The organism is Arthrobacter sp. 10T419 (genome assembly GCF_056394105.1).
This window is the reverse complement of record NZ_JBFTHF010000015.1, coordinates 1-21,579: the sequence shown is the minus strand read 5'-3', so window position 1 is coordinate 21,579 and position 21,579 is coordinate 1. Positions and strand designations below refer to the sequence as shown.

Below are 21,579 nucleotides of genomic sequence, written 5' to 3'. Positions count from 1 at the left end.
GCGCCGGTGCAGTTGGGTGGTTGTGTGCATGCGGCGTGGTCGGGGGCGAATAAGTATGTGCGGGACTGCGGCAGTGATGCCGATGACAGGAGCGTGGATGTGCCGAAGGCGTCCGCGTCGCCGTCGTATGTGTTCCGGGTGAACCGGGACGTGGTGGTGCTCAATGATGTGAATTCGGGCAATGTGTGGCTGGTGAACCAGAACATGCAGCTGGTGAACAACTGGGACGACGTCATCCCGCCCAAGAACCAGTCCAACGACCAGGACCAGGAATCAGCGGACAACAACACTGTCAACATCCTCCCGGACCGCACCAAGCCCAACCGGCCCCCGGAAACCAAGCCCGACGCCGTCGGCGTCCGTCCCGGCCGCACCACGGTGCTGAGCGTGCTGGACAACGACTCCGACCCCGACGGCGACGTCCTGACCGCCGCCGTCTCCGGCAACGGCCCCAAGGCCGGCAGCCTCGAAAGTATCTACGGCGGCACGGCCTTCCAAGTCACCGTCCCGGCCGACGCGAAACCCGGCACCGAAACCTTTGGCTACAACGCCGCGGACGGCCGCGGCCTGTCCGCAGGCGGCAGCATCACCCTCAGCGTCGTGGGCGATGACGAAAACAAACCCCCGCTCTTCAAGCGCGGGGAGCCCACCACCATGCTCGTGGAGCAGGGCAAGACCGTCAGCCAGAACATCCTCACCGACTGGACCGATCCCGACGGCGACGACCTGGTCCTGATGGACGCCAAGGCGGACAACGACCAGGACCAGGCCAAGGTCCGCCGCGACGGCCTGCTCAGCTACCAGGATTCCGGGGCGGCCCCCGGCAAGAAGACCGTCACCGTCACCGTCTGGGACGGCCGGGCCACCACCACCGGCAAGGTGATCGTCAACGTCCAGCCCCCCGGTGCCCTGCAGCCGGTGGTCAACGCGGACCACGTGAGCGCCGTCGTCGGCCAGGACCTCGTGATCGCACCGCTGAAGAACGACGTCGACCCCAACGGCGGCGCCCTGCGCCTGGCCCAGGTGGAAGCGGCCGGAACCGCCGAGCTGGGCCCCGTGACCGACGGCGGAACGTTCACCTTCCGCAGCAACACCCCGGGCCCGGTCTACCTGAGCTACATCGCCAGCAACGGCCCGCAAAGCACCCAGGGCCTGATCCGGGTGGACGTGGAGTCCGGCAAGGACACCGGCGACCCCGTGGCCGTGCACGACGTCGCGCTGCTGCCGGCCGGCGGCAGCGTGCTGGTGGACCCGCTCGCGAACGACTCGGACCCGGCCGGGGGAGTGCTGGTGCTGCAGTCCGTGCAACTGCCCGGGAACGCCACCGCCTCCGTCAGTGTGATCGACCACGCCGTGCTGCGGATCACCGACATCACCGGCACCAAGGAACCGTTCATCTTCCGCTACACCATGTCCAACGGCTCCAAGTCCGCCACCGGAAGCGTCTCCGTGGTCCCCGTTCCGGCACCCGCCGTCGTCGAGGCGCCCCAGCCCAAGCCGGACGAGGTGAACGTCCGCGTCAACGACGTCGTCACCATCCCCGTCCTGGCCAACGACACGCACCCGCAGGGCCAAAAGCTGACCGTGGACCCGGTGCTGCCGCAGCCCGTCCCGGCCACGGACGGCAAAAGCTTCGTCTCGGAAAACACGCTGCGCTTCATTGCCGGCGGCGTGCCCAAGACCGTCCGGGCCATCTACAACGCCGCGGACCCGCAGGGCCAGAAGAGCGCCGCGGCCGTCACCATCCACATCCTTCCGCTGGAAGGCGCGCAGAACTCACGGCCGCAGCCGAAAAACCTCACCGCCCGCGTGGTGGCCGGCGGCTCGGTCCGGATTCCCGTGGAACTCGACGGGATCGACCCCGACGGCGACTCCGTCCAGCTGACCGGCATCGACAGCACCCCCTCGATGGGAACCGCCACCGCCGGAAGCACCTTCATCGACTTCACCGCAGCCGGCGACGGCGCCGGTACCGACACCTTCCGCTACAAGGTCGTTGACCGGCAGGGCGCCGTGAACACCGGCACCGTCACCGTCGGCATCGCCCCACGCGGGGACACCAACCAGAAGCCGACGCCCGTGGACGACGCCGTTGCCGTGCGTCCCGGCCGCCAGATCGCCGTCGACGCCACCGGCAACGACACCGATCCCGACGGCGACCCGATCCGGATCCTGGCCGGCGGCATCGAAGCCGCCCCCGAGCTGCAGGCCACGGTCAGCAAACAGAGCGGCCGCATCATCCTGCTGGCCCCGGGCCAGGAAGGCACCGTTAACGTCCGCTACAAGGTTGCCGACGACCGCGGCGCCACGGCCCAGGCCGCCGTCGCCGTCAAGGTCCAAAAGGACGTGCCCCTGCAGGCACCCATCGCCCGCGACGACCGGGTGACCTCCGCCCAAACGCTCGGCAAGACCGCCGTCGACGTCCCGGTGCTCAAGAACGACGAAGACCCCGACGGCGTCGGCGAAAACCTCAAGGTCAGCACCGAGGCCAAGACCGCCCGGCCCGGCACCGAGGGCAACATGATCGTCGAACTCACCGAACAGCCGCAGCTGATCCCCTACACCGTCGAAGACGTCGACGGCCAGAAATCAACGGCCATCATCTGGGTGCCCGGCATCGGTCAGCAGGTGCCCACGCTGGCCAAGGACGACGTCGTGGAAGTGGTTGCGGGACAGTCGGTCACCGTGGACCTCAAGGAGTGGGTCAAGGTCCGCGACGGCCGCTCGCCGCGCCTGACCCAGACGGACCGGATCAAACTGATCGGCGCCGACGGCTCAGATCCGGTCGCCAACAACGGCACCGCCCTGAAGTACACGGCCGGCCAGGACTACGCGGGCCCCGGCTCGCTCAGCTTCGAGGTCACCGACGGCACCGGCCCGGACGATCCGGCCGGCCTGAAATCAACGCTTAGCATCCGCACCAAGGTCCTCCCGGACCCCAACCGGAACAACCCGCCCGTGCTGCTGGGCAGCCAGGTGGACCTGCCGAAGGGCGACGCCACCAGCGTGGACCTGGCCCGGCTCACCACGGACCCGGACGACGGCGACGTGCAGAACATGAAGTACGAACTGGCGGGCAACGTCCCACCCGGCTTCGACGCCCGAGTCGAGGGACAGGCCCTGAAGCTCTCTGCCAAGGACGGCAGCGACGCCGGCGCGGACGGCGCCGTGCAGGTGAAGGCCAAGGACCCCCGCGGCCTCGAAACCACCGCAACGTACCGGTTCACGGTCACCGCCTCCAACCGGCCCAAACCCGTGGCCAACGACGACCTCGAGCCGAACGCCGCCGCCGGCAAACCGGCCACCGTGCCCGTCCTGGCCAACGACTCGAATCCGTTCCCTGAGTCGCCGCTCAAAATCGTCGCCGCGACCGCCGAAACCGGCTCCGGGAACGTCGGCGTCGAGGGCGGCAACGTCGTGGTCACACCGGCCGCAGGGTTCTCCGGCACCATGGTCGTGGCCTACACCATCGCCGACAAGACCGAGGACCCGTCCCGCCAGGCCACGGCCCGGATCCGGCTGACCGTCAAGGACCGGCCGCTGGCACCCACCACTCCGCAGGCGGCGAGCGTGGGGGACGGCACCGCGTTGCTGAACTGGACCGCGCCGGCGGACCGGGGATCCCCGATCACCAAGTACACGGTGTACGGCGAGGGCGGATTCCGGCAGGACTGCCCGGCGAACAGCTGCACGCTCACCGGCCTGACCAACAACGCGAAGTACCACTTCCAGGTCACGGCCACCAACGCCATCGACGAATCCGAACGCTCCCCGGCGTCGGCCGAGGTGCGCCCCGACGTCAAGCCGGATACCCCAGCGGCGCCGTCGCTGAAATTCGGCGACAAGCAACTGGCGGTGACGTGGGTTGCCCCGGCCTCCAAGGGCTCGCCGGTCAAGTCCTACGATCTGGAAATTTCGCCCGCGCCGGCGGGGCAAAACGCGCAGATCCAGAACCTCACGTCGGTCAGCTACGTCTGGAAGGGCCTGGAGAACGGCGTGGCCTACAAGGTCCGGGTCCTGGCCCGCAACGACGCCAAGGAGCCCTCCGAATGGAGCGGTTACTCCGCCGCGGAAACCCCGGCGGGCAAGCCGGCAACCCCGGCGGCGCCGAGTGCGGCGTCGGCCAGCTCGGTGGGGAACCAGAGCCAGCTCCGGGTGAGCTGGGCGGCGCCGGACAACAACGGCGACGCCGTCTCCTCCTACACCCTGACCACGCTGCGCGGCGGAGCCGCCGTGGCGACGCAGAAGGTCACCGCCACCTCGCAGAACGTCACGGTGGACAACTCCGAAGCCGACTACACCTTCACCGTCTCCGCCATGAACAAGGCCGGAACCTCGGCCACGAGTGCCGCCTCCTCACCCATCCGGGCCGCCGGTAAACCGGGAATGGTCTCGGGCGGGACAGTCAAGGAAACCGGGGCCAGCGGGCAACTGAGGGTGACGTTCACGCCGCTGACCCAGGCCCAGCGCAACGGTTCGCAGGCCAGCGAGATCCAGTACAGCTACCGGGCCTCCACATCCGGCGGCGTGGTGAAGGCAGGCGGCATCGCCGCAGGCGGCGCCACGATCGGGGGACTGCCCAACGGCCAGAACGTGACGATCAACATCATCGCGACCTCCACGAAGAACAACATCTCCGGGGACGCCAAAGCGATCGGCACCGCCAACCCCTACGGACCGCCCAACGCGCCCAACGTGGACGGCCGTAAGTCGGCGCAGGGCGACGGACAGGTCCACTGGACGTGGAGCAAGCCCGCCACCAACGGCCGCGCGCTCAACCACTACGAGGTCAGCCTCGACGGTGGAAGCTGGCGCAACGTCGGCACGGCCACGCGCTTTGACGCCTCCGGCGGCGGCTGGAACAAAAACCACACCCTGCGGGTCAAGGCCTACACCGTGGTCTTCGGCCCGGCCGGCAGCGCCGGTTCCACGTCCGGGGACAGCCCGACCCCCACGTCCTGGTCCATCCGGGCCACCCCGGTGCGCACCTGCACGGAACCCAGCAGCAGCACGGACAGCTACCGGAACAGCAACCCGGACCAGTGCATCAGCCCGGGCAAGTGGTTCGACACCGGCATCACCGCGCAGGCGGACTACTACGTCCGCTGGGGCTCGTCCGGCCGGCTCTGGTACCACCTGACGTCCGGCCCCGCCGCCGGCAACTTTGCCCGGGGAGACACCACCAGCCTGGGCTCCACCCCGCCGGCGGGAATGCCCCAGCGATGACCGCAATCCTTTCCCCTAAACTAAACGCCGGCCATCGCGGGGACTCCCCGCCGGCGCACACCCCAACGCATTACCCGAATGGAAGAGGAACCAGCGCATGACGATGACAACTGAGCAGGCCGAATGGTTTGCCGGCACCTTTGAGAAGCTCGTTGCCAACGTGGGGCAGGCCGTGCTGGGGAAGGCGCATGTCATCCGGCTGACCTTCACGGCCATGCTGGCCGAAGGCCACGTGCTTTTCGAGGACGCTCCCGGAACCGGCAAGACCTCACTGGCCCGCGCCCTTGCGGCGACCGTCCAGGGCTCCAACAACCGCATCCAGTTCACCCCGGACCTGCTGCCCTCGGACGTCACGGGCGTAACCATCTACGACCAGAAGACGCAGAAGTTCGAGTTCCACAAGGGCCCGATCTTCAACAACATCGTCCTCGCCGACGAGATCAACCGCGCCTCGCCCAAGACCCAGTCGGCGTTGCTGGAGGTCATGGAGGAGTCCCGGGTCACCGTGGACGGCTCCACCTACGAGGCCGGCCGGCCGTTCATGGTCATGGCCACCCAGAACCCGATCGAGCAGGCCGGCACCTACCGCCTGCCCGAGGCGCAGCTGGACCGCTTCCTGATCAAGACCTCCATCGGCTACCCGGACCACGCCTCCACCGTGCAGCTGCTCGGCGGCGCCAACCTCAAGGACCGCTCGAAGGACATCACGGCCGTAATCACCACCCAGGCCGTCGCGGACATGGCCGACCTCGCCGCCACCACCCACGTGGACACCGCGGTGCTGGAATACATCTCCCGGCTCTGCGAGGAGACCCGCAGCGCCCCGGAGACCCGCCTGGGCGTGTCCGTCCGCGGCGCCCTCGCGATGGTCCGTGCGGCCAAGGTCTGGGCGGCGAGCCAGGGCAGGAACTTCGTCCTGCCCGACGACGTCAAGGACCTCGCCGCCGTCGTCTGGACCCACCGCCTGGTGATGGACCCGGAGGCGGAGTTCTCCGGCGCCACCGCCGAGGCCGTCCTGGCCCGGGTGCTGGCCGACGTCGCCGCCCCGCAGCAGCGGGCCGCCGTCTAGGCGGCGCCTCCGACCGAGTCCAGCCGCGGGGCCCCGATTCCAGCCCCGCAACCATGCACGAACAAAGGCACCCATATGTCCACCAGCACCCCGTTGACTCGGCTTGCTGAACGCCTGAAGCGGCCCCTGTCCCGGGCCGCCGGTCCCTCCCGGCTGCACCCCTCCGCCGTCTGGGCCGAGGCCCGCAGCGCCGCCGCCCTGGCCCTGGACCCGGCCTGGCGCGCCATCCGCGGGCGCTTCCGCCGGCACCTCTGGCCCGTGCTCTCCGTCGTGAGCGTGCTCGGCTGGTCCGTGCTGGCAGCCTCAATATTGCTGTGGAGCGCCGGCCAGGCCTACGGCTGGCAGGAAGCCAAGGCCGCCGCGATCGCCGCCTTCGTCCTGCTGGTGCTGGCGGTCGGCTTCATCCTGGGCCGCTCCTCCTACGGCGTGCTGCTGGACCTCGCCCGGACCCGGGTGGCCGTCGGGGACAGCGCCGTCGGCAGCATCGCAGTGTCCAACACCTCCGCCCGCCCGCTGCTGCCCGCCGCGCTGGAACTCCCGGTGGGAGCCGCCACCGCCGTGTTCCACCTGCCCCGGATGAAACCCGGGCAGGTCCACGAGGACCTCTTCACCATCCCCACCGCACGCCGCGCCGTGATTGTGGTGGGCCCGGTCCGGTCCGTGCGCGCCGACCCCCTGCACCTGCTGCGCCGCCAGGTGCTCTGGACTGAACCCGAGGACCTCTACGTGCACCCGAAGACCGTGGCCCTGGCCGGTTCCGCCGCGGGCTTCATCCGCGACCTGGAGGGTATGCCCACCACCGACCTCTCCAGCGCCGATGTCTCCTTCCACGCGCTGCGCGACTACGTTCCCGGCGATGACCGGCGGCACATCCACTGGAAGACCACGGCCCGGACCAACAAACTCATGGTGCGCCAGTTCGAGGAGACCCGGCGGGCACACCTGGCCATTTCGCTCTCCACCAACACGGACGAGTACGCCTCCGAGGAGGAGTTCGAGCTGGCCATCTCCGCCGCCGCCTCGATCGGACTGCAGGCCATCCGGGAACAGCGCGACCTCGACGTCCTCACCCAGCAGGGGCCGCTGCGCTGCCAGACCGGCCGGAACATGCTCGATGACATGACCCGGATTGTCGGCGCGCCGCAGCGCAAGAACGCCGTCGACCTCGCCCGGACCCTGGCCGACACCGTGCCCAACGCCTCCGTGGTGTTCTTCGTGGTGGGCAGCAACGTCACCCCCACCCAGCTGCGCTCCGCCTCGGCTTCGGTCCCGCCGGGCGTGCGCAGCCTCGCCGTCCGGATCCAGGCCGGGGCCGCCCCGGCCCGGGCCAACATCGCGGACCTGACCGTGCTCACCCTGGGCGATCTCTCCGAACTGGCCATCGTGCTCAGGAAGGCGGCCGCATGAGCAACGCCACGGGCTTCCGGCCCCGCAACAACACCGCGGCACCCCGCCGCTCCGGCTTCGCCGACGGTCAGCCGGCCTGGCACTACCTGCTCGACGCCGGCGCCCTCACCCTGCTGCTGGGGCTCGGCGTGCTCGGCTTCAGCCTCAGCTTCGGCGGCGACCCGTACTACCTGGCCGCCGGTTTCGGCGGCATCCTGCTGGGCCTCGGCGTCGCTGCCGCCAAGGTGCACTTCCGGCTCGGAGTGCTGATCACCACCGCGCTCGCGGTGGGCGCCTACCTGGTTTTCGGCACCGGCCTGGCCGTGCCGGAAGCCTCGATCGCCGGCTTCCTGCCCAGCCTCGAATCGCTGCGGACCCTGCTGGTGGGCGTGGTTTTCGCCTGGAAGGACATGCTGACCGTCGGCGTGCCGGTCGGGACCGCGGGCGGCACGCTGATCGTCCCGTTCCTGAGCTCGCTGCTGACCGCCCTGGCTGCCGGGCTGCTTATCTGGCGGCTCAAGAGCCCGTACTGGCCGCTGCTGCCGGTGCTGCTGCTGTTCATCACCGGCATCGCGTTCAGCACCAACGCCGGCTTCCTCACCGTGGAACGCGGCATCTCGCTGACCGTGGTCGCGATCGCCTGGGCCACCTTCCGCCGCGACGCCCTGCGCAGCAGCGACACCCGCAAGGTATCGGTGAACCGGCCGGACACGGACCAGGCGGCTGCCCGCACTGCGCGGCTCCGCCGGGTGGGCACCGCCGCCGCGGTGATCGCCGTCGCCGTCGGGATCACCGCCGTCGCGTCCCCGCTGGTGGCCGCCGGTGACGACCGGAAGGTGCTGCGCAACACGATCGTGCCCCCGTTCGACCCGAAGGACTACGTCACACCGCTGGCGAGCTTCCGCAACTTCGTCAAGGACAAGAAAGACGACAACCTCTTCCTGGTCAAGGGCCTGCCCAAGGACGGCCGGGTACGGCTCGCCGCCCTGGACGCCTTCAACGGCACCAACTACAACATGGACCCGAACGGTTCCGGCAGCTTCAGCAAGGTGGGCGACGCGAAGTCCCTGAACACCCTCGCCGACACCACCGGAATCGTGCCGACCAACAACTACACCCTGGACATCACGATCGAGGACTACCAGGGCTACTTCCTGCCGGGCGGCCGCAAGACCACCGGCATCAGCTTTGCCCGGGACGGCTCGGGCGCAGCCTCCGGGCTGTACTTCAACTCCGGCACGGACACCGCCGTGACCACCCGCGGGCTGGGCAAGGGCGATTCCTACAGCGTCCAGGTGGCGGACCCTGCGATGCTGGAGCACGGCCAGCTGACCCAGTACGACTTCGCCAAGGTGTCGCTGCCGGACCCGGGCGAGGTCCCGCCGGTGGTCGGTTCGCAGGCGAACGACCTCGCCGCCGACGCGCCCACCGCGATCGACCGGGTCCGCCAGATTGAGGCGCATTTCCAGAAGAAGGGTGCCTTCAGCAACGGCCTGATCGCCGACGGGCAGCTCCCCAGCGTCTCCGGCCACAGCTCCAACCGCATCCGCAGCCTGCTGACGGCCAAGCAGATGCTCGGCGACGACGAACAGTACGCCGTCGCCATGTCCCTCATGCTGCGTCATCTGGGTATCCCCTCCCGCGTGGTGATGGGCTTCTACCCGGACCCGAAGAGCCCGGAAAACGGTGCGGGCGAAGTGCAGATCACCGGCAAGGATGTGCACGCCTGGGTTGAGGTCGCTTTCGACCGGGTGGGCTGGGTGTCCTTCGATCCCACGCCGCCCAAGGACAACGTGCCGATCCCGCCGGATCCGGAGAACAAGTCCAAGCCCAAGCCGCAGGTCCTGCAGCCGCCGCCCCCGCCGCAGGAACCGGCCGAACTGCCGCCGGACTCCTCGCCGGACGCGCTCGACGCCGACCAGAAGAAGAACAACCCCTGGCTGTTCTGGGGTCCCCTGCTCGCCGCGATCGGCACGGCGCTGATACCGGTGGCGGTCCTCGCGCTGCCGCTGCTGCTGATCGCGCTGCTGAAATCCCGACGCCGGAAGGCCCGGTTCACCGACGGGCACCCCGCGCAGCGCGTCGGCGGCGGCTGGAGCGAGGTGCTGAGCCTCGCGACCGACCTCGGCGCCGGCGTGGACAACCGCGCCACCCGCCGGGAGTCCGCCGTCGTGCTCGGCGAAGCGTTCCCCGCGAGCCAGGGCACCACCACGCTGCTCGCCCACCGCGCCGACGCCGCCATTTTCGGGGCAGCCGAGCCGAGCGAGGAGCAGGTACGCGAGTACTGGGAGATCGTGGACGGCTCGCTCAAGGAGATGACCGGGACCGTGGGCTTCTGGCGCCGCCAGCAGGCCCGCTTCTCGCCACGCTCACTGCTGGCCGACGGCCGGGCCGCGCTGAAGCTGAGCGGACTCCGCCCGGTCCTGCCCGGCCGGCGCCGCGGCGGCGGGGTTCCCGGCGGCTCCGGCCCGGTGTCCGGTCCGGCTACGGTTGACCCGGCCAGCTTCGGTCCAGCTAGTACAGTGGAGCCCGGTCCGCACCAGGAACCACAGGGAACAGCCAGGAAGAACCGCAACGAGCCATGACCGACGACGTCGAGCGCTGCCCGCGCTGCCACCAGCCGATCCGGCCCGGCGCCGCGTTCTGCACCTCCTGCGCGGCGCCGCTGATCAACCGGTCGGCGCGCAACGCCGGGCGGGCGGACCCAACACCCGGTACTATCCCGGTAGCGCCTTCCGGGCACGGCGGTTCGTTCGCGCCGGGGCAGGCACCTGCCGGAGTGCAGCTGAACGGACAGGGTGTCCACGGACAAGGGGGAGGTACCGTTTTGCCGAACAAGCTTGAGCTGGTTCCCGCGGACGCCGGAAAACGGCTCGGCGCGGCGGTGCTGGACTGGACCGGCCCCGTGGCGCTCCTGGTGGTGCTCTTCGCCGTCGGCTTCGCCGGCGTCACCCAATCACGCAGCGCCGGCACCATCGTCTACAACACTTCCTCGCTGGTGCTCTTTGGCGGCATCGGGCTTGGGGCCACGCTCGTCTACACCCTGGTCCAGGCCATGATCGAGGGCCGGTCCGGCAACACCCTCGGCAACCGCATCGTGGGGATCCGCAGCGCCGACGCCGATGGGTACGCGCCCGGCGGCGGAGCGGTCTTCCTCCGCGGCCTGATCACCGGGGCCGGTGTGCTGCTGGCCGCCCTGGCCGCCGTGCTGGTGGTGGTCTTCCAGTGGTTCGGCGCCGCGCTGGTGATCCTCGGGCCGCTCGCCCTGGTGGGTGCCGCCTGGGCCGTCCTCGTGGTCGTCTCCAACACCTGGGATCCCAACAGCAGGCTGCGCGGCTGGCACGACACCGCCGCCAAGACCCTCGTCTTCGACATCAAGGCCGGCCGGAACCCGATCACCACCGGCGGCATCCAGGGCCCCTACAGCTTTGCCCCTCTGGACCTTCCGCCGGTGCAGCAAGTCGCCTCGCCGGTGGCCGGCGCCGCGCGGCTGCAGCCGCAGGCGCCCGCGGCCGTGCCGGCTTCCGTGCCGGTCCCCGCGCCCGCGCCCGCTCCGGCAGCGGCTCCGCCGGCATCCTTCCGGCCAATGCCCGCCGACCCCGGCGCCGCCCCGATCGAGGCCGTCCGGAGCCAAGCCGTGAATGGCCGTGCGTTCAGCGCACACCCCGACGACGACCACGACCGCACGCAGGTCCGCGGCGACAGCTCCGCGCCGGTCACCGTGGCCATCCTGCGGATCAGGATCGACGACGGCCGGGAGGTGGAACTGGACCGGTCCCTGCTGATTGGGCGCAACCCCGCCGGCCACCCCGGCGAGGAATCCGTGCAGTTGCTGCCGGTGGCCGACCCGGGACGCTCCATCTCCAAGACCCACCTCCATGTGCTGGCCGGAAACGGCGGCATCTGGGTGACGGACCGCAACTCCACCAACGGGAGCGCCGTCACAACGCCGGACGGTATCCGCACCGCACTGGCACCCGGGGAACCCACCCACGTACGCCCCGGATCCACCGTGCACTTCGGTGACCGCTCCTTCTACCTAGGACAGGCATGACATCCCAGCCGGCATCCGTTCCTCCCGCCGAAGCCCCCGGAACCACCCCCAGCAGTGTCCCGAGCAGTGCCCCCAGCCTGCGGCTCAATTGTGGCTACGGCACGGACCGCGGCCTGCGCCGTGAGATGAACGAGGACTCCTTCATCGCGGCCGACCCGGTCTTTGCGGTCGCCGACGGCATGGGCGGCCACGAGGCCGGCGAGATCGCGAGCGGCATTTGCGTGCGCACCCTCTCCGAAATTCCCCAGCTCGCCACGGGGGAGCGGAACGCCACCGCCGCCGTCGTCCAGCAATACCTGCTCGAAGCCGACGCCGGCATCCGCGAGGCGACCGGCTCCCGCGCCGGCACCACGCTCTCCGGCGTCGTCGTGGTGGAACAGTCGGGCATCCCGTACTGGCTGGTGCTCAACATCGGCGACTCCCGTACCTACCGGCTCAGCCAGGGCAAGCTCAGCCAGGTGAGCGTGGACCATTCCGAGGTGCAGGAGCTGGTTGATGCCGGCGAGATCACCGCGGCCGAGGCCGCCGTCCACCCGCGCCGCCACGTCGTCACCCGTGCGCTCGGCACCGGCGACGAGACCGAAGCCGACTACTGGCTGCTGCCCGTCGAGGAGGGGGACCGGATCCTGGTCTGCTCGGACGGGCTCAACGGCGAGCTCGACGACGAGCAGATTGCCCGCATCCTGGTCTCCGAGCCGGATCCGCAGGCCGCCGTGGACGAGCTGATCCAGGCAGCCCTGCGCAGCGGCGGCCGCGACAACGTCACCTGCATCGTGGTGGACGCGAGCAACGTGGCGAACGACGACGGCGCGCAGACCGCCCCGCGCACGCCGGCGGAGGCCGAAGACGAAAACACCCTGCCGCGCACCGAGGTGCTGGACGTCGCCCCCGACGGCGGAGTCGCCGGCACCGCGGCGGAGCACGAAGGCGGGGCCGCGGCCGGATCAGGCGAGGAGCCCCATGGCGTCCGCTAACCGGCCGGGCGATGTCAGCTACACGCCGGGAACCTGGCTGGGCGTGGTCCGCTCCGGAACTGTGGTGTTGCTGCGCCCGGACACCGACCGCGCCCTGGTCGACTCGCTCTGGACCCTGCTGGCCGGAGACCCGGAGATTCATGAGGTCCTGGACGCCGTGACCTCGGCCTCGGGCGGCTCGCTCGCCCGGCTGCCCTGGTTCGGGATCGTGGGGTTGCGCGGTTCGCTGCAGGTGTTCCTGCGCGGCGAGATCGATCTGGAGGTCCGGCTGGACGGCGGGGAATCCGTCGCGCTCAGCGGCCGTGACGTGACCACCTGGACCGAACGGCGCTTTGCGGCGGCCGAGAACTTCAGCGTGGACATCCCCGCGGCAACTGCCACCGCCCCGGCGGGCGCGCTGCCGCTGGGCGACGGCGTGGTCCTGCTGCAGGGACTGTCCTGCGGTCTGTCCGCAAACCCGTCCGCCGCCGCCGTGCGGCCGGACGCGGCGCCCCATATTGCCGTCCCCGACGGCGTCCCCACGGCTCTCCCCGGCGCCGTGCCTGAAGCCGCCGTCGAGGACCAGTTGCTGGCCGCCGCCGAAGCGGACATCGCCGCCGAACTGAGCGATCTCGGCAGTTCGGCCGACACGGTGCTGGAACTTCCGGAGGAGGAGCTCGACGCCGGACTCGCCACGGAGGCGGCCGCCCCTCCGTCGCCGGAACCCGCAGATCCGGAACCCGCAGAGCAGGAGCCTGCCGAGCCTGAGCCCGCCGAGCAGGAGCCTGCCGAGCAGGAGCCGACCAGCAGCTACGACCACCTCTGGGAACAGACGGTGATGCGGAACATCGAAGACGCCGCCGTGCGCGAGGATCCTGAGGCCGAGGAGGAACCCGCGCCGGAGCCGTCCGACGCCGGGGAACCCGACCCCGCCGCAGCGGCTATCGCCCCGGCGGAGGAACAGGCGGAGGAGCCCGCGGCACTCCGGGCGCCCGAGCCGGCAGCCCGCCCGGCCGCCCCCAGCGGGCTGATCGACTCGGTGCCCTGGCGCACCGGCGGCGAGCGGACGCCCGACGCCCCGCTGGCGCCGCGCGCCCCCGGTCCCGTCGCGCCGCCGTCGCTGTTGACCCCGCCCTCCCCGCAGCCCGCCGGACAGGTTCCGGCGCCGGCCGGTGATGCCGACCACGACGGCCAGACCATCATGAAGAGCGCCCTCAACGGCAGCCCCGCCGCAAGCCCGGGACCCTCTCCCGCCAAAGACACAACCAAAGACACAGCCAAAGACCCCGGCACAGGCCCCATGGTGCTGGCCCGGGTGTGCCCGCAGGGCCACGCGAACCCGCCCACCAACGCCCAGTGCGCCTACTGCGACCAGGCGCTGCCCGGGGACGGTGTCCAGGTCCGCCGCCCCAGGCTGGGCCGGATGCGGCTCTCCACCGGCGAACTGATCGACCTCGACCAGTCGCTGATCGTGGGCCGGCAACCCTCCGTGTCCCGCGTGCAGGGCGCCGTAATGCCCAAACTCGTCCAGGTGGCGAGTCCCGGCGGCGACATCTCCCGCTCGCACGTGGAGGTCCGGCTCGAGGGCTGGCACGTGATGCTGTGCGACCTCAAGGCCACCAACGGCACGGTGCTGCTGCGCGAGGGCCAGGCCCCGCGCCGGCTCGCCCAGGGCGAGATGGCGATCCTGTTCGACGGCGACATTGCCGAACTGGGCGACGGCATTCAGCTGCGCTTCGAGGAGCTCCTGTGAACGCCAAACGTCCCGTCGCCCCGCCGCCCAGCATCCCGGGCTTCACCTACATCAGCCCGCTCGGCTCGGGCGGGTTCTCGGACGTCTACCTCTACGAACAGGACCGGCCGCGCCGCAAGGTGGCCGTCAAGGTGCTGCTCTCGGACCTCAAGACCGAAGGCGCCCGCCGCCGCTTCGAGTCCGAGGCAAACCTGATGGCCCAGCTGTCCTCGCACCCGTACATCGTGACGATTTTCGAGGCCGAGGTCACCGAGGCCGGGCACTCCTACCTGGCCATGGAGTACTGCTCCCGGCCGAGCCTGGACGTCCGCTACCGCCGCCAGCGTTTCAGCGTGGACGAGGTCCTGGCCGTCGGCATCCAGGTGGCCTCCGCCGTCGAAACCGCGCACCGCGCCGGCATCGCGCACCGCGACATCAAACCGGCGAACATCCTCGTCACGGACTACAACCGGCCGGCGCTGACCGACTTCGGCATCTCCGGCACCTTGGCCGGGGACCAGGACGAGGACGCGGGCATGTCCATCCCGTGGTCCCCGCCGGAACAGTTCAGCGACCGGCAGGTCGACGGCGTGCTGGTGGACGTCTGGGCGCTCGGCGCCACGCTCTACACCCTGCTGGCCGGCCGGTCCCCGTTCGTGCTCCCGGGCGCGGACAACTCACAGCGCGAGTTGATCTCCCGGATCACCAGCCTGCCGGTGCCGAAGCTGGGCCGTGCCGACGTGCCCGAGTCCCTGGAGCTGGCCCTGGCCACGGCGATGGCCAAGTCGCCGGCCTCCCGGTACTCCTCCGCCCACGCCTTTGCCCTGGCGCTGCAACGCATCCAGGCGGAGCTGAACCTCTCCGTGACGCCGTTCGAGGTCCTCGAAGAACCCCGCGCCGACGAGCCGCACCCCGATGACACCTTCGAGGAAACCCGCGTCCGCAGCGTCGCCGCCATCGACCCCGACGCCACCGGGCACGCCCCGACCTTCCCGGCCCGGGTGCCGTCCGCAGCATCGCCGGACGACTCAACCACCTTCAACAACCCGGGCGTCCGGGACACCAGCCGGGATACCGTCCAGCGGCCCGCCGCCGGGCCGGCGTTCGCGGCGCCGTCCGCCGCCGCGCCGCGCCCGGAGGACGACGACGTCGCCGCGACGGTCAACCGTTCCAGCATGGCGCCGCAGGAGGACACCCGCGGCGGGAGCTCCGGCGAAGCCGGCGGTGCCCCCTCGGGCCACGGCCGCCGGAACCTCGTGCTCTCGATCGTCGGCGGCGCGGTCCTGGCGATCGCCGTCGTCGTCGGCATTATCGCCGGGACCAACGGACCCGCGCCGGCCCCCAAAGCGTCCGAGCAGCTCAGTAAACCGCCGGCGGACGCCCTGGACAACGGCACCGTCCCGGACGTGGCATCGCTCTCCGGGAGGGCGGACAATGCCGGAAAACTCACTTTCACCTGGAAGAACCCGCAGCCCAAGCCCGGCGACAGCTACAAGTGGCGGACGTACTCGCTAAAGGGCAAAGGCGACTTCCAGGCCGCCACCACGGCCAGGGTCCAGGTGGAGCCCAACCCGGCGGGGGAGACCTGTATCCAGGTGATGATTGTCCGCTCCGACGGCGCGTCCTCGCCGATGGAACAGGACTCCATCGCCTGCGCCAGGAAATCCTGAACACCACATCCCTGCCCAGGGCACACCCGAAAACACCAAGGCATACCGCCCAACAAGGAGACACCGACCATGGGGGACCTAGCGATAGATTTCTGCGGCGAATGGCACGAACCATCCGACGAGGACATCTTCAGCATCGGCCGCGAGGGCGACCTCGAAGTGGACGACAACCCGTACCTGCACCGCCAGTTCCTGCAGATAGCGCGGTATGACGGCATCTGGTGGCTCAGCAACGTCGGCAGCATGCTCAGCGCGACCATCGCGGACGCCTCCGGCGGCATGCAGGCCTGGCTCGCACCGGGAGCCCGCATTCCGCTGGTCTTCAGCCACACCAACGTGATCTTCACCGCCGGCCCCACCACCTACGAGTTTGCCGTCCACCTCCGGACCCCGGCGTTCCGGCAACAGGCCCGCAGCGAGGACAGCGGCGGAGACACCACCATCGGACCCGTGGTCTTCACCGACTCGCAGAAGGCCCTGATCGTGGCGCTCGCCGAGCCGATGCTGCGCCGCGACGGAACCGGCTTCAGCGCCATCCCCTCCTCCGCGGAAGCGGCCAAAACCCTGGGCTGGGCATTGACCCGGTTCAACAGAAAGCTGGACAACGTGTGTGACAAACTCGACCGGGTGGGAGTCGCCGGACTGCGCGGCGGAGCCGGCAAGCTCGCCACGAACCGACGCGCACGGCTCGTGGAACACGCCGTGACCTCGCATCTCGTGACCGCTGCCGACCTGGTGCTGCTCGAAACACAGCGCGGAGGGGACGAAGGATGAGGATCCGGCTGACCCTGCGCCGCGACCCCGCCGAGGCCAAGGACCTCGCTGTCACGGTCGACGGCCTGGCCACGGTGGCGGACATCGCCACCGAGCTCTGGGCGGCGGACCCGGCACGGCGCGGAACCCGGCCGCCGTCGAACCTCACGCTCAGCATCGAGGAGGCCTTCGCCGCCGGCGGCATGAAAGGCAGCGTCCTGAACCGGGAGGACAACCTGCTTGAATCCGGGCTGCGGCCCGGCTCGATCGTCGCATTGACCCAGGTCAGCGAGCAGTTCGCGGTGCCCGGGGCGAACCGGGGACCTGCGGCGGCGACCTTGCGCGTCCTCTCCGGCCCCGACGTCGGCCGCGAATTTTCGCTGCCCTCCGGCACCAGCTACATCGGCCGGGACCGGGACGTCGACGTCCGGCTGACCGACCCTTTGACCTCCAAGCGGCACGCCCGCATCACGGTGGGCGAAACCGTGGAAATCGTGGACACGAACTCCGCCAACGGCCTGCTGATGGACGGCCTGCCGGTCAGCCGCGCCACGCTGAACTCCTCGGACACCGTCACGCTCGGGGACACCACCGTGTCCGTGGTCTCCCTGGGCGGGAGCCAGGGCGCGGCGCCGAGCTCCCCGCTGATCAATTTCAACCGCTCGCCCCGCGTCGTGCCCCGCTTCGAACCGCACAAACGGACGCTGCCGGCCGGGCCGAAGCGCCAGGAGCACCACCCGTTCCCGTACATCATGCTGGTGGCCCCGCTGATGATGGGTGCCGTCATCTTTGCCGTCACGCAGAACATGATGTCCGTGATCTTCATGCTGATGATGCCGCTCTTCATCGTCGGCCACTACGTGGACCAGAAGATGCAGGGCAAGCGGGAACGCAAGGAACAACTCAAGTCATTCCGCGCCGCCATGGCCGCATTCCGTGCCGACATCACCGCGCTGCAGAAAGTGGAGCGCTCCGTCAGGCTGCAGGAAGCGCCGTCCGTCAGCGACACCGTGGACTCCATCTACAAACTGGGCCCGCTGCTCTGGACCCACCGCCCCGAGCATGCCGGCTTCCTGGGACTGCGGTTCGGGCTCGGCACGGCGCCGTCCCGGATCCAGTTCGAGGAACCGCACAGCAACGAGACCGAGCCTGAGTACATGGCCGAAATCCAGCAGTGCATCGCCCAGTTCGGCAGCATCGAGGGCGTGCCGATCGTCTCCCAGCTGCGCACCGCCGGCTCGTTCGGCCTGGCCGGGCCCCGCGGCCTCGTCGACGACGTGGCCCGCGGCATGGTGCTGCAGCTGGTGGGTCTGCATTCCCCGGCCGAAGTGGTCCTGACCGCCATCACCTCGGCGCAGTCCAAGGACCGCTGGGAGTGGCTGCAGTGGCTGCCGCACGCAGGTTCCGGCCACAGCCCGCTTAGCGGCGACCACCTCGCCGCCGGGCCGGCCGGCGGCTCGGCCCTGCTGTCCAAACTTGAGGACCTGATCGACCAGCGCGAGGCCGCGGCACAGTCGCCGCGTCCGGAGCTGCGCCCCGGCCTCGCCCTGGAAGGCGCCGACATCCCGGAACCGCAACTGCCCACCGTGCTCCTGGTGGTCGAGGACGACGCCCCGGTGGACCGGGGGCGGCTCACCCGGGTGCTCGAACGCGGACCGGACTCCGGCGTGCACGTCATGTGGGTGGCCAGCTCCGTCCAGCAGCTCCCGGCAGCCTGCCGCGACTTCATGGCGGTCGACGGCGAACACGGCACCACCACCGGCCAGGTCCGGCTGGGCCGGCACACGTTCCCGGTCAGCTGCGAAAGCCTCGACGCCGGGCTCGCCGCCCAGCTGGCGCGCATGCTCGCCCCGGTGGTCGACGTCGGCAAGCCGCTCGAGGACGACTCCGACCTGCCGCGGGCGGTGTCCTACGCGACATTGATCGGCAAGGATTTCCTGGACAACCCGCAGGCCGTCGCGGACCGCTGGACCGAGAACAACTCCGTGCACGCCAGCGCCAAGCCGAACCGCAAGGACAACGGCACGCTCCGGGCCCTGGTTGGCTCCAAAGGCATCGAACCGCTCTACCTCGACCTGAAGAACGAGGGACCCCATGCCCTGGTCGGCGGCACCACCGGTGCCGGCAAGTCCGAGTTCCTGCAGTCCTGGGTGATGGGCATGGCCGCGGCGTACAGCCCGGACCGGGTGAGCTTCCTGTTCGTGGACTACAAGGGCGGCGCCGCCTTCGCGGACTGCCTGCACCTGCCGCACACCGTGGGCCTGGTCACGGACCTGTCGCCGCACCTGGTCCGCCGCGCCCTGACCTCGCTCCGCGCCGAGCTGCACCACCGCGAGCGGCTGCTGAACCGAAAGAAAGCCAAGGACCTGCTGGAACTCCAGCGCCAGGCGGACCCGGAGGCGCCGCCCTACCTGATCATCATCGTGGACGAGTTCGCCGCCCTCGCCACCGAGGTGCCGGAGTTTGTCGACGGCGTGGTGGACGTCGCCGCCCGCGGCCGCTCGCTTGGCCTGCACCTGATCCTCGCCACCCAGCGCCCCGCCGGCGTCATCAAGGACAGCCTGCGCGCCAACACCAACCTGCGCGTGGCGCTGCGGATGGCCGACGAGGACGACGCGGTGGACATCCTCGGCGTGCCCACCGCCGCGTACTTCGACCCGTCCATCCCGGGCCGCGGCGCGGCCAAGACCGGGCCGGGCCGGATCCAGGGCTTCCAGACCGGCTACGCCGGCGGCTGGACCACGGAGAAGCCGCAGCGCCCGCGGATCGACGTCGTCGAGATGGCCTTCGGGTCCGGCGCCCCCTGGGCCGCCCCCGCGGCCGAGACCCCGGCCCGGGAAGAACCCGCCGGGCCCAACGACATCGCCCGGATGACGGCGAACATCATCAAGGCGGCGGACGTGCTCGCCATCGAGCCTCCCCGCAAGCCGTGGCTGGATGAGCTGGCCACGACCTACGACTTCTCCCGGCTGCCGAACCCGCGCACCGACGAGCGGCTGCTCCTGGGCGTGGCGGACGACCCCGCGCACCAGGACCAGCCGACCGTCTTCTACGAACCGGACCGCGACGGCAACATGGCCATCTACGGCACCGGCGGCTCGGGTAAGTCGGCGGCCCTGCGCGGCATCGCGATCGCTGCCGCCGTGACCCCGCGCGGCGGCCCGGTCAACGTCTACGGCATCGACTGCGGTTCCTCGGGACTGAAGATGCTCGACGCGCTGCCGCACGTCGGCGAGATCATCAACGGCGACGACGTCGAACGCGTCGGCCGGCTGCTGCGCTGGCTGCGCGACCTCGCCGACGACCGTTCGGCCCGCTACGCCGAGGTCCGTGCCGCCACGATCGTGGAATACCGCGAGCTGGCCAAAATGCCGGACGAGAAGCGCATCTTCGTCCTGGTGGACGGCATGTCCGCCTTCCGCGAGGCCTACGAATACAGCAAGCTCTCGGCGCTCTGGGACATCTTCCTGCAGCTGGCCACCGACGGCCGCCCGCTCGGCATCCACCTGGTCGTCACCGGCGACCGGCCGAACGCGGTGCCGGCGTCGCTGCTCGCCTCGATCCAGCGCCGGCTGGTGCTGCGGCTGTCCTCCGAGGACGACTACATGTCCATGGACGTGTCCAAGGATGTGCTCGGTGCCGGCACCCCGCCGGGCCGCGGCCTGCTGGGCAACCTTGAGGTGCAGCTGGCGGTCCTCGGCGGGAACTCCAACTTGGCCGTGCAGGCGCGCGAGGTGCAGAAGCTTCGCGAGGCCATGCTGCGCCAGGGTGTGGAGCGGGCGCCGCAAATCGAACGCCTGCCGGACACGGTGGACCTGGACGTGCTCCCGGCCGGCAGTCCGGACCTGCCGGTGATCGGCGTCGACGACGAGACGCTGCAGGCCGCCGAGATCCTGGCCAAGGGCCCGCTGCTGCTGGCCGGCCCGCCGGGCTCGGGCCGCACCGTGGCGCTGGTAACCCTCGCCTACGCGCTGCGCCGGTCCAACCCCGGCGTGGAACTGATCTACCTCGGCTCGCGGCGGTCCGCCGCGGCGTCGCTCAAGCTCTGGGACCGCTCCGTGGTAGGCGCGGACGACGTCGAAGAGGCCATCGACGAGCTGGTGGACTACTCCACCGGCACGCCGGGCAAGCTGGCGATCTTCATCGAGGGCCTGACGGACTTCACCGACACCCTGGCCGAGACCGGCATCGGCCGGCTGGTCACCGCGTCCATCAAGGCCGAGCAGTGGGTGGTGGGCGAATCCGAGACCTCCACCTGGTCCTCGGCCTGGTCCCTGGCACAACCGTTCAAGTCCGGCCGCCGGGGCCTGCTGCTCAACCCCGGGGACATCGAGGGCGACAGCCTGCTCAGCACCTCGCTGGGCCGGATCAGCGGGGACTTCATTCCGGGCCGCGGCTACATCGTGGGTCGCGGCAAGGTCCGCAAGCTGCAGATCGCCCTGCCGCCGGAGAACCGGAACTAGCCCGGGACCGCCCAACTGACTCGCAGTTGTTGTCGTTTTGGGCCCTCAAAACGACAACAACTGCGAGCTACTTGGGCGGGGGACCGGGCGATGGGGAGTGCTGCCCATCGACAGTTTTTTGCGCGGCAGGGTAGGTTCGAGGCATTGGATCTTCCGGATCAGCCGGGGGCCGCTGGGGATGCCGAGAGTTTCGGGTCCGGTGAACTAAGGAGTTTTTTCGAATGGCTATTTGGGGTGCAGATGTTGCTCAGCTCAAGACTCTTGGGACGAAGC

Annotated in this window: 10 protein-coding genes; all 10 read left to right on the top strand. The window is 70.3% G+C overall.

The genetic code is table 11. The annotated features are described in order from the left end of the window. Positions 1-5,226, top strand: a 5,226-nt coding sequence (locus tag AC1DBD_RS17490) for an Ig-like domain-containing protein (RefSeq protein WP_476982674.1), incomplete at its 5' end; no start/stop codon positions are given. Positions 5,227-5,323: 97 nt separating this feature from the next. Further along, the gene (locus AC1DBD_RS17485; protein WP_441419533.1) at positions 5,324-6,295 is read left to right on the top strand and encodes an AAA family ATPase; all 972 of its coding nucleotides are present in this window, start codon (positions 5,324-5,326) and stop codon (positions 6,293-6,295) included. Between the two features lie 75 nt (positions 6,296-6,370). Beyond that, positions 6,371-7,702 (top strand): DUF58 domain-containing protein, encoded by a 1,332-nt coding sequence (locus AC1DBD_RS17480; RefSeq protein ID WP_441419534.1) that lies wholly within the window; start codon positions 6,371-6,373, stop codon positions 7,700-7,702. Beyond that, entirely contained in the window at positions 7,699-10,266 is a 2,568-nt protein-coding gene (locus tag AC1DBD_RS17475) for a transglutaminase-like domain-containing protein (RefSeq protein WP_476982673.1), read from the top strand. Before AC1DBD_RS17480 ends, AC1DBD_RS17475 begins: the two co-directional genes overlap by 4 nt. Further along, a complete protein-coding gene (locus AC1DBD_RS17470) occupies positions 10,263-11,735 on the top strand; it encodes an RDD family protein (RefSeq protein ID WP_476926511.1) in 1,473 nt (490 codons plus the stop codon). The genes AC1DBD_RS17475 and AC1DBD_RS17470 overlap by 4 nt, the downstream gene beginning before the upstream one ends. Then, positions 11,732-12,709, top strand: a complete 978-nt coding sequence (locus tag AC1DBD_RS17465; RefSeq protein WP_441419537.1) for a PP2C family protein-serine/threonine phosphatase — start codon at positions 11,732-11,734, stop codon at positions 12,707-12,709. The genes AC1DBD_RS17470 and AC1DBD_RS17465 overlap by 4 nt, the downstream gene beginning before the upstream one ends. Then, positions 12,696-14,441, top strand: a complete 1,746-nt coding sequence (locus tag AC1DBD_RS17460) for an FHA domain-containing protein (RefSeq protein ID WP_476982672.1) — start codon at positions 12,696-12,698, stop codon at positions 14,439-14,441. The genes AC1DBD_RS17465 and AC1DBD_RS17460 overlap by 14 nt, the downstream gene beginning before the upstream one ends. Continuing rightward, positions 14,438-16,090 carry a serine/threonine-protein kinase gene (locus AC1DBD_RS17455; protein WP_476982671.1) on the top strand — a complete coding sequence of 551 codons (1,653 nt, stop codon included), beginning with the start codon at positions 14,438-14,440 and terminating at the stop codon, positions 16,088-16,090. Before AC1DBD_RS17460 ends, AC1DBD_RS17455 begins: the two co-directional genes overlap by 4 nt. Positions 16,091-16,159: 69 nt before the next feature. Continuing rightward, positions 16,160-16,864 (top strand): hypothetical protein, encoded by a 705-nt coding sequence (locus AC1DBD_RS17450; protein WP_476982670.1) that lies wholly within the window; start codon positions 16,160-16,162, stop codon positions 16,862-16,864. Beyond that, a complete protein-coding gene (locus AC1DBD_RS17445) occupies positions 16,861-21,306 on the top strand; it encodes an FtsK/SpoIIIE domain-containing protein (protein ID WP_476926507.1) in 4,446 nt (1,481 codons plus the stop codon). The genes AC1DBD_RS17450 and AC1DBD_RS17445 overlap by 4 nt, the downstream gene beginning before the upstream one ends. The last annotated feature ends 273 nt before the right edge of the window (positions 21,307-21,579 follow it).

Coding starts and splice junctions, on each gene's coding strand:
- AC1DBD_RS17470 (WP_476926511.1), top strand. CDS start 10,263: ATGACCGACGACGTCGAGCGCTGCCCGCGCTGCCACCAGCCGATCCGG.
- AC1DBD_RS17465 (WP_441419537.1), top strand. CDS start 11,732: ATGACATCCCAGCCGGCATCCGTTCCTCCCGCCGAAGCCCCCGGAACC.
- AC1DBD_RS17480 (WP_441419534.1), top strand. CDS start 6,371: ATGTCCACCAGCACCCCGTTGACTCGGCTTGCTGAACGCCTGAAGCGG.
- AC1DBD_RS17485 (WP_441419533.1), top strand. CDS start 5,324: ATGACGATGACAACTGAGCAGGCCGAATGGTTTGCCGGCACCTTTGAG.
- AC1DBD_RS17450 (WP_476982670.1), top strand. CDS start 16,160: ATGGGGGACCTAGCGATAGATTTCTGCGGCGAATGGCACGAACCATCC.
- AC1DBD_RS17445 (WP_476926507.1), top strand. CDS start 16,861: ATGAGGATCCGGCTGACCCTGCGCCGCGACCCCGCCGAGGCCAAGGAC.
- AC1DBD_RS17475 (WP_476982673.1), top strand. CDS start 7,699: ATGAGCAACGCCACGGGCTTCCGGCCCCGCAACAACACCGCGGCACCC.
- AC1DBD_RS17460 (WP_476982672.1), top strand. CDS start 12,696: ATGGCGTCCGCTAACCGGCCGGGCGATGTCAGCTACACGCCGGGAACC.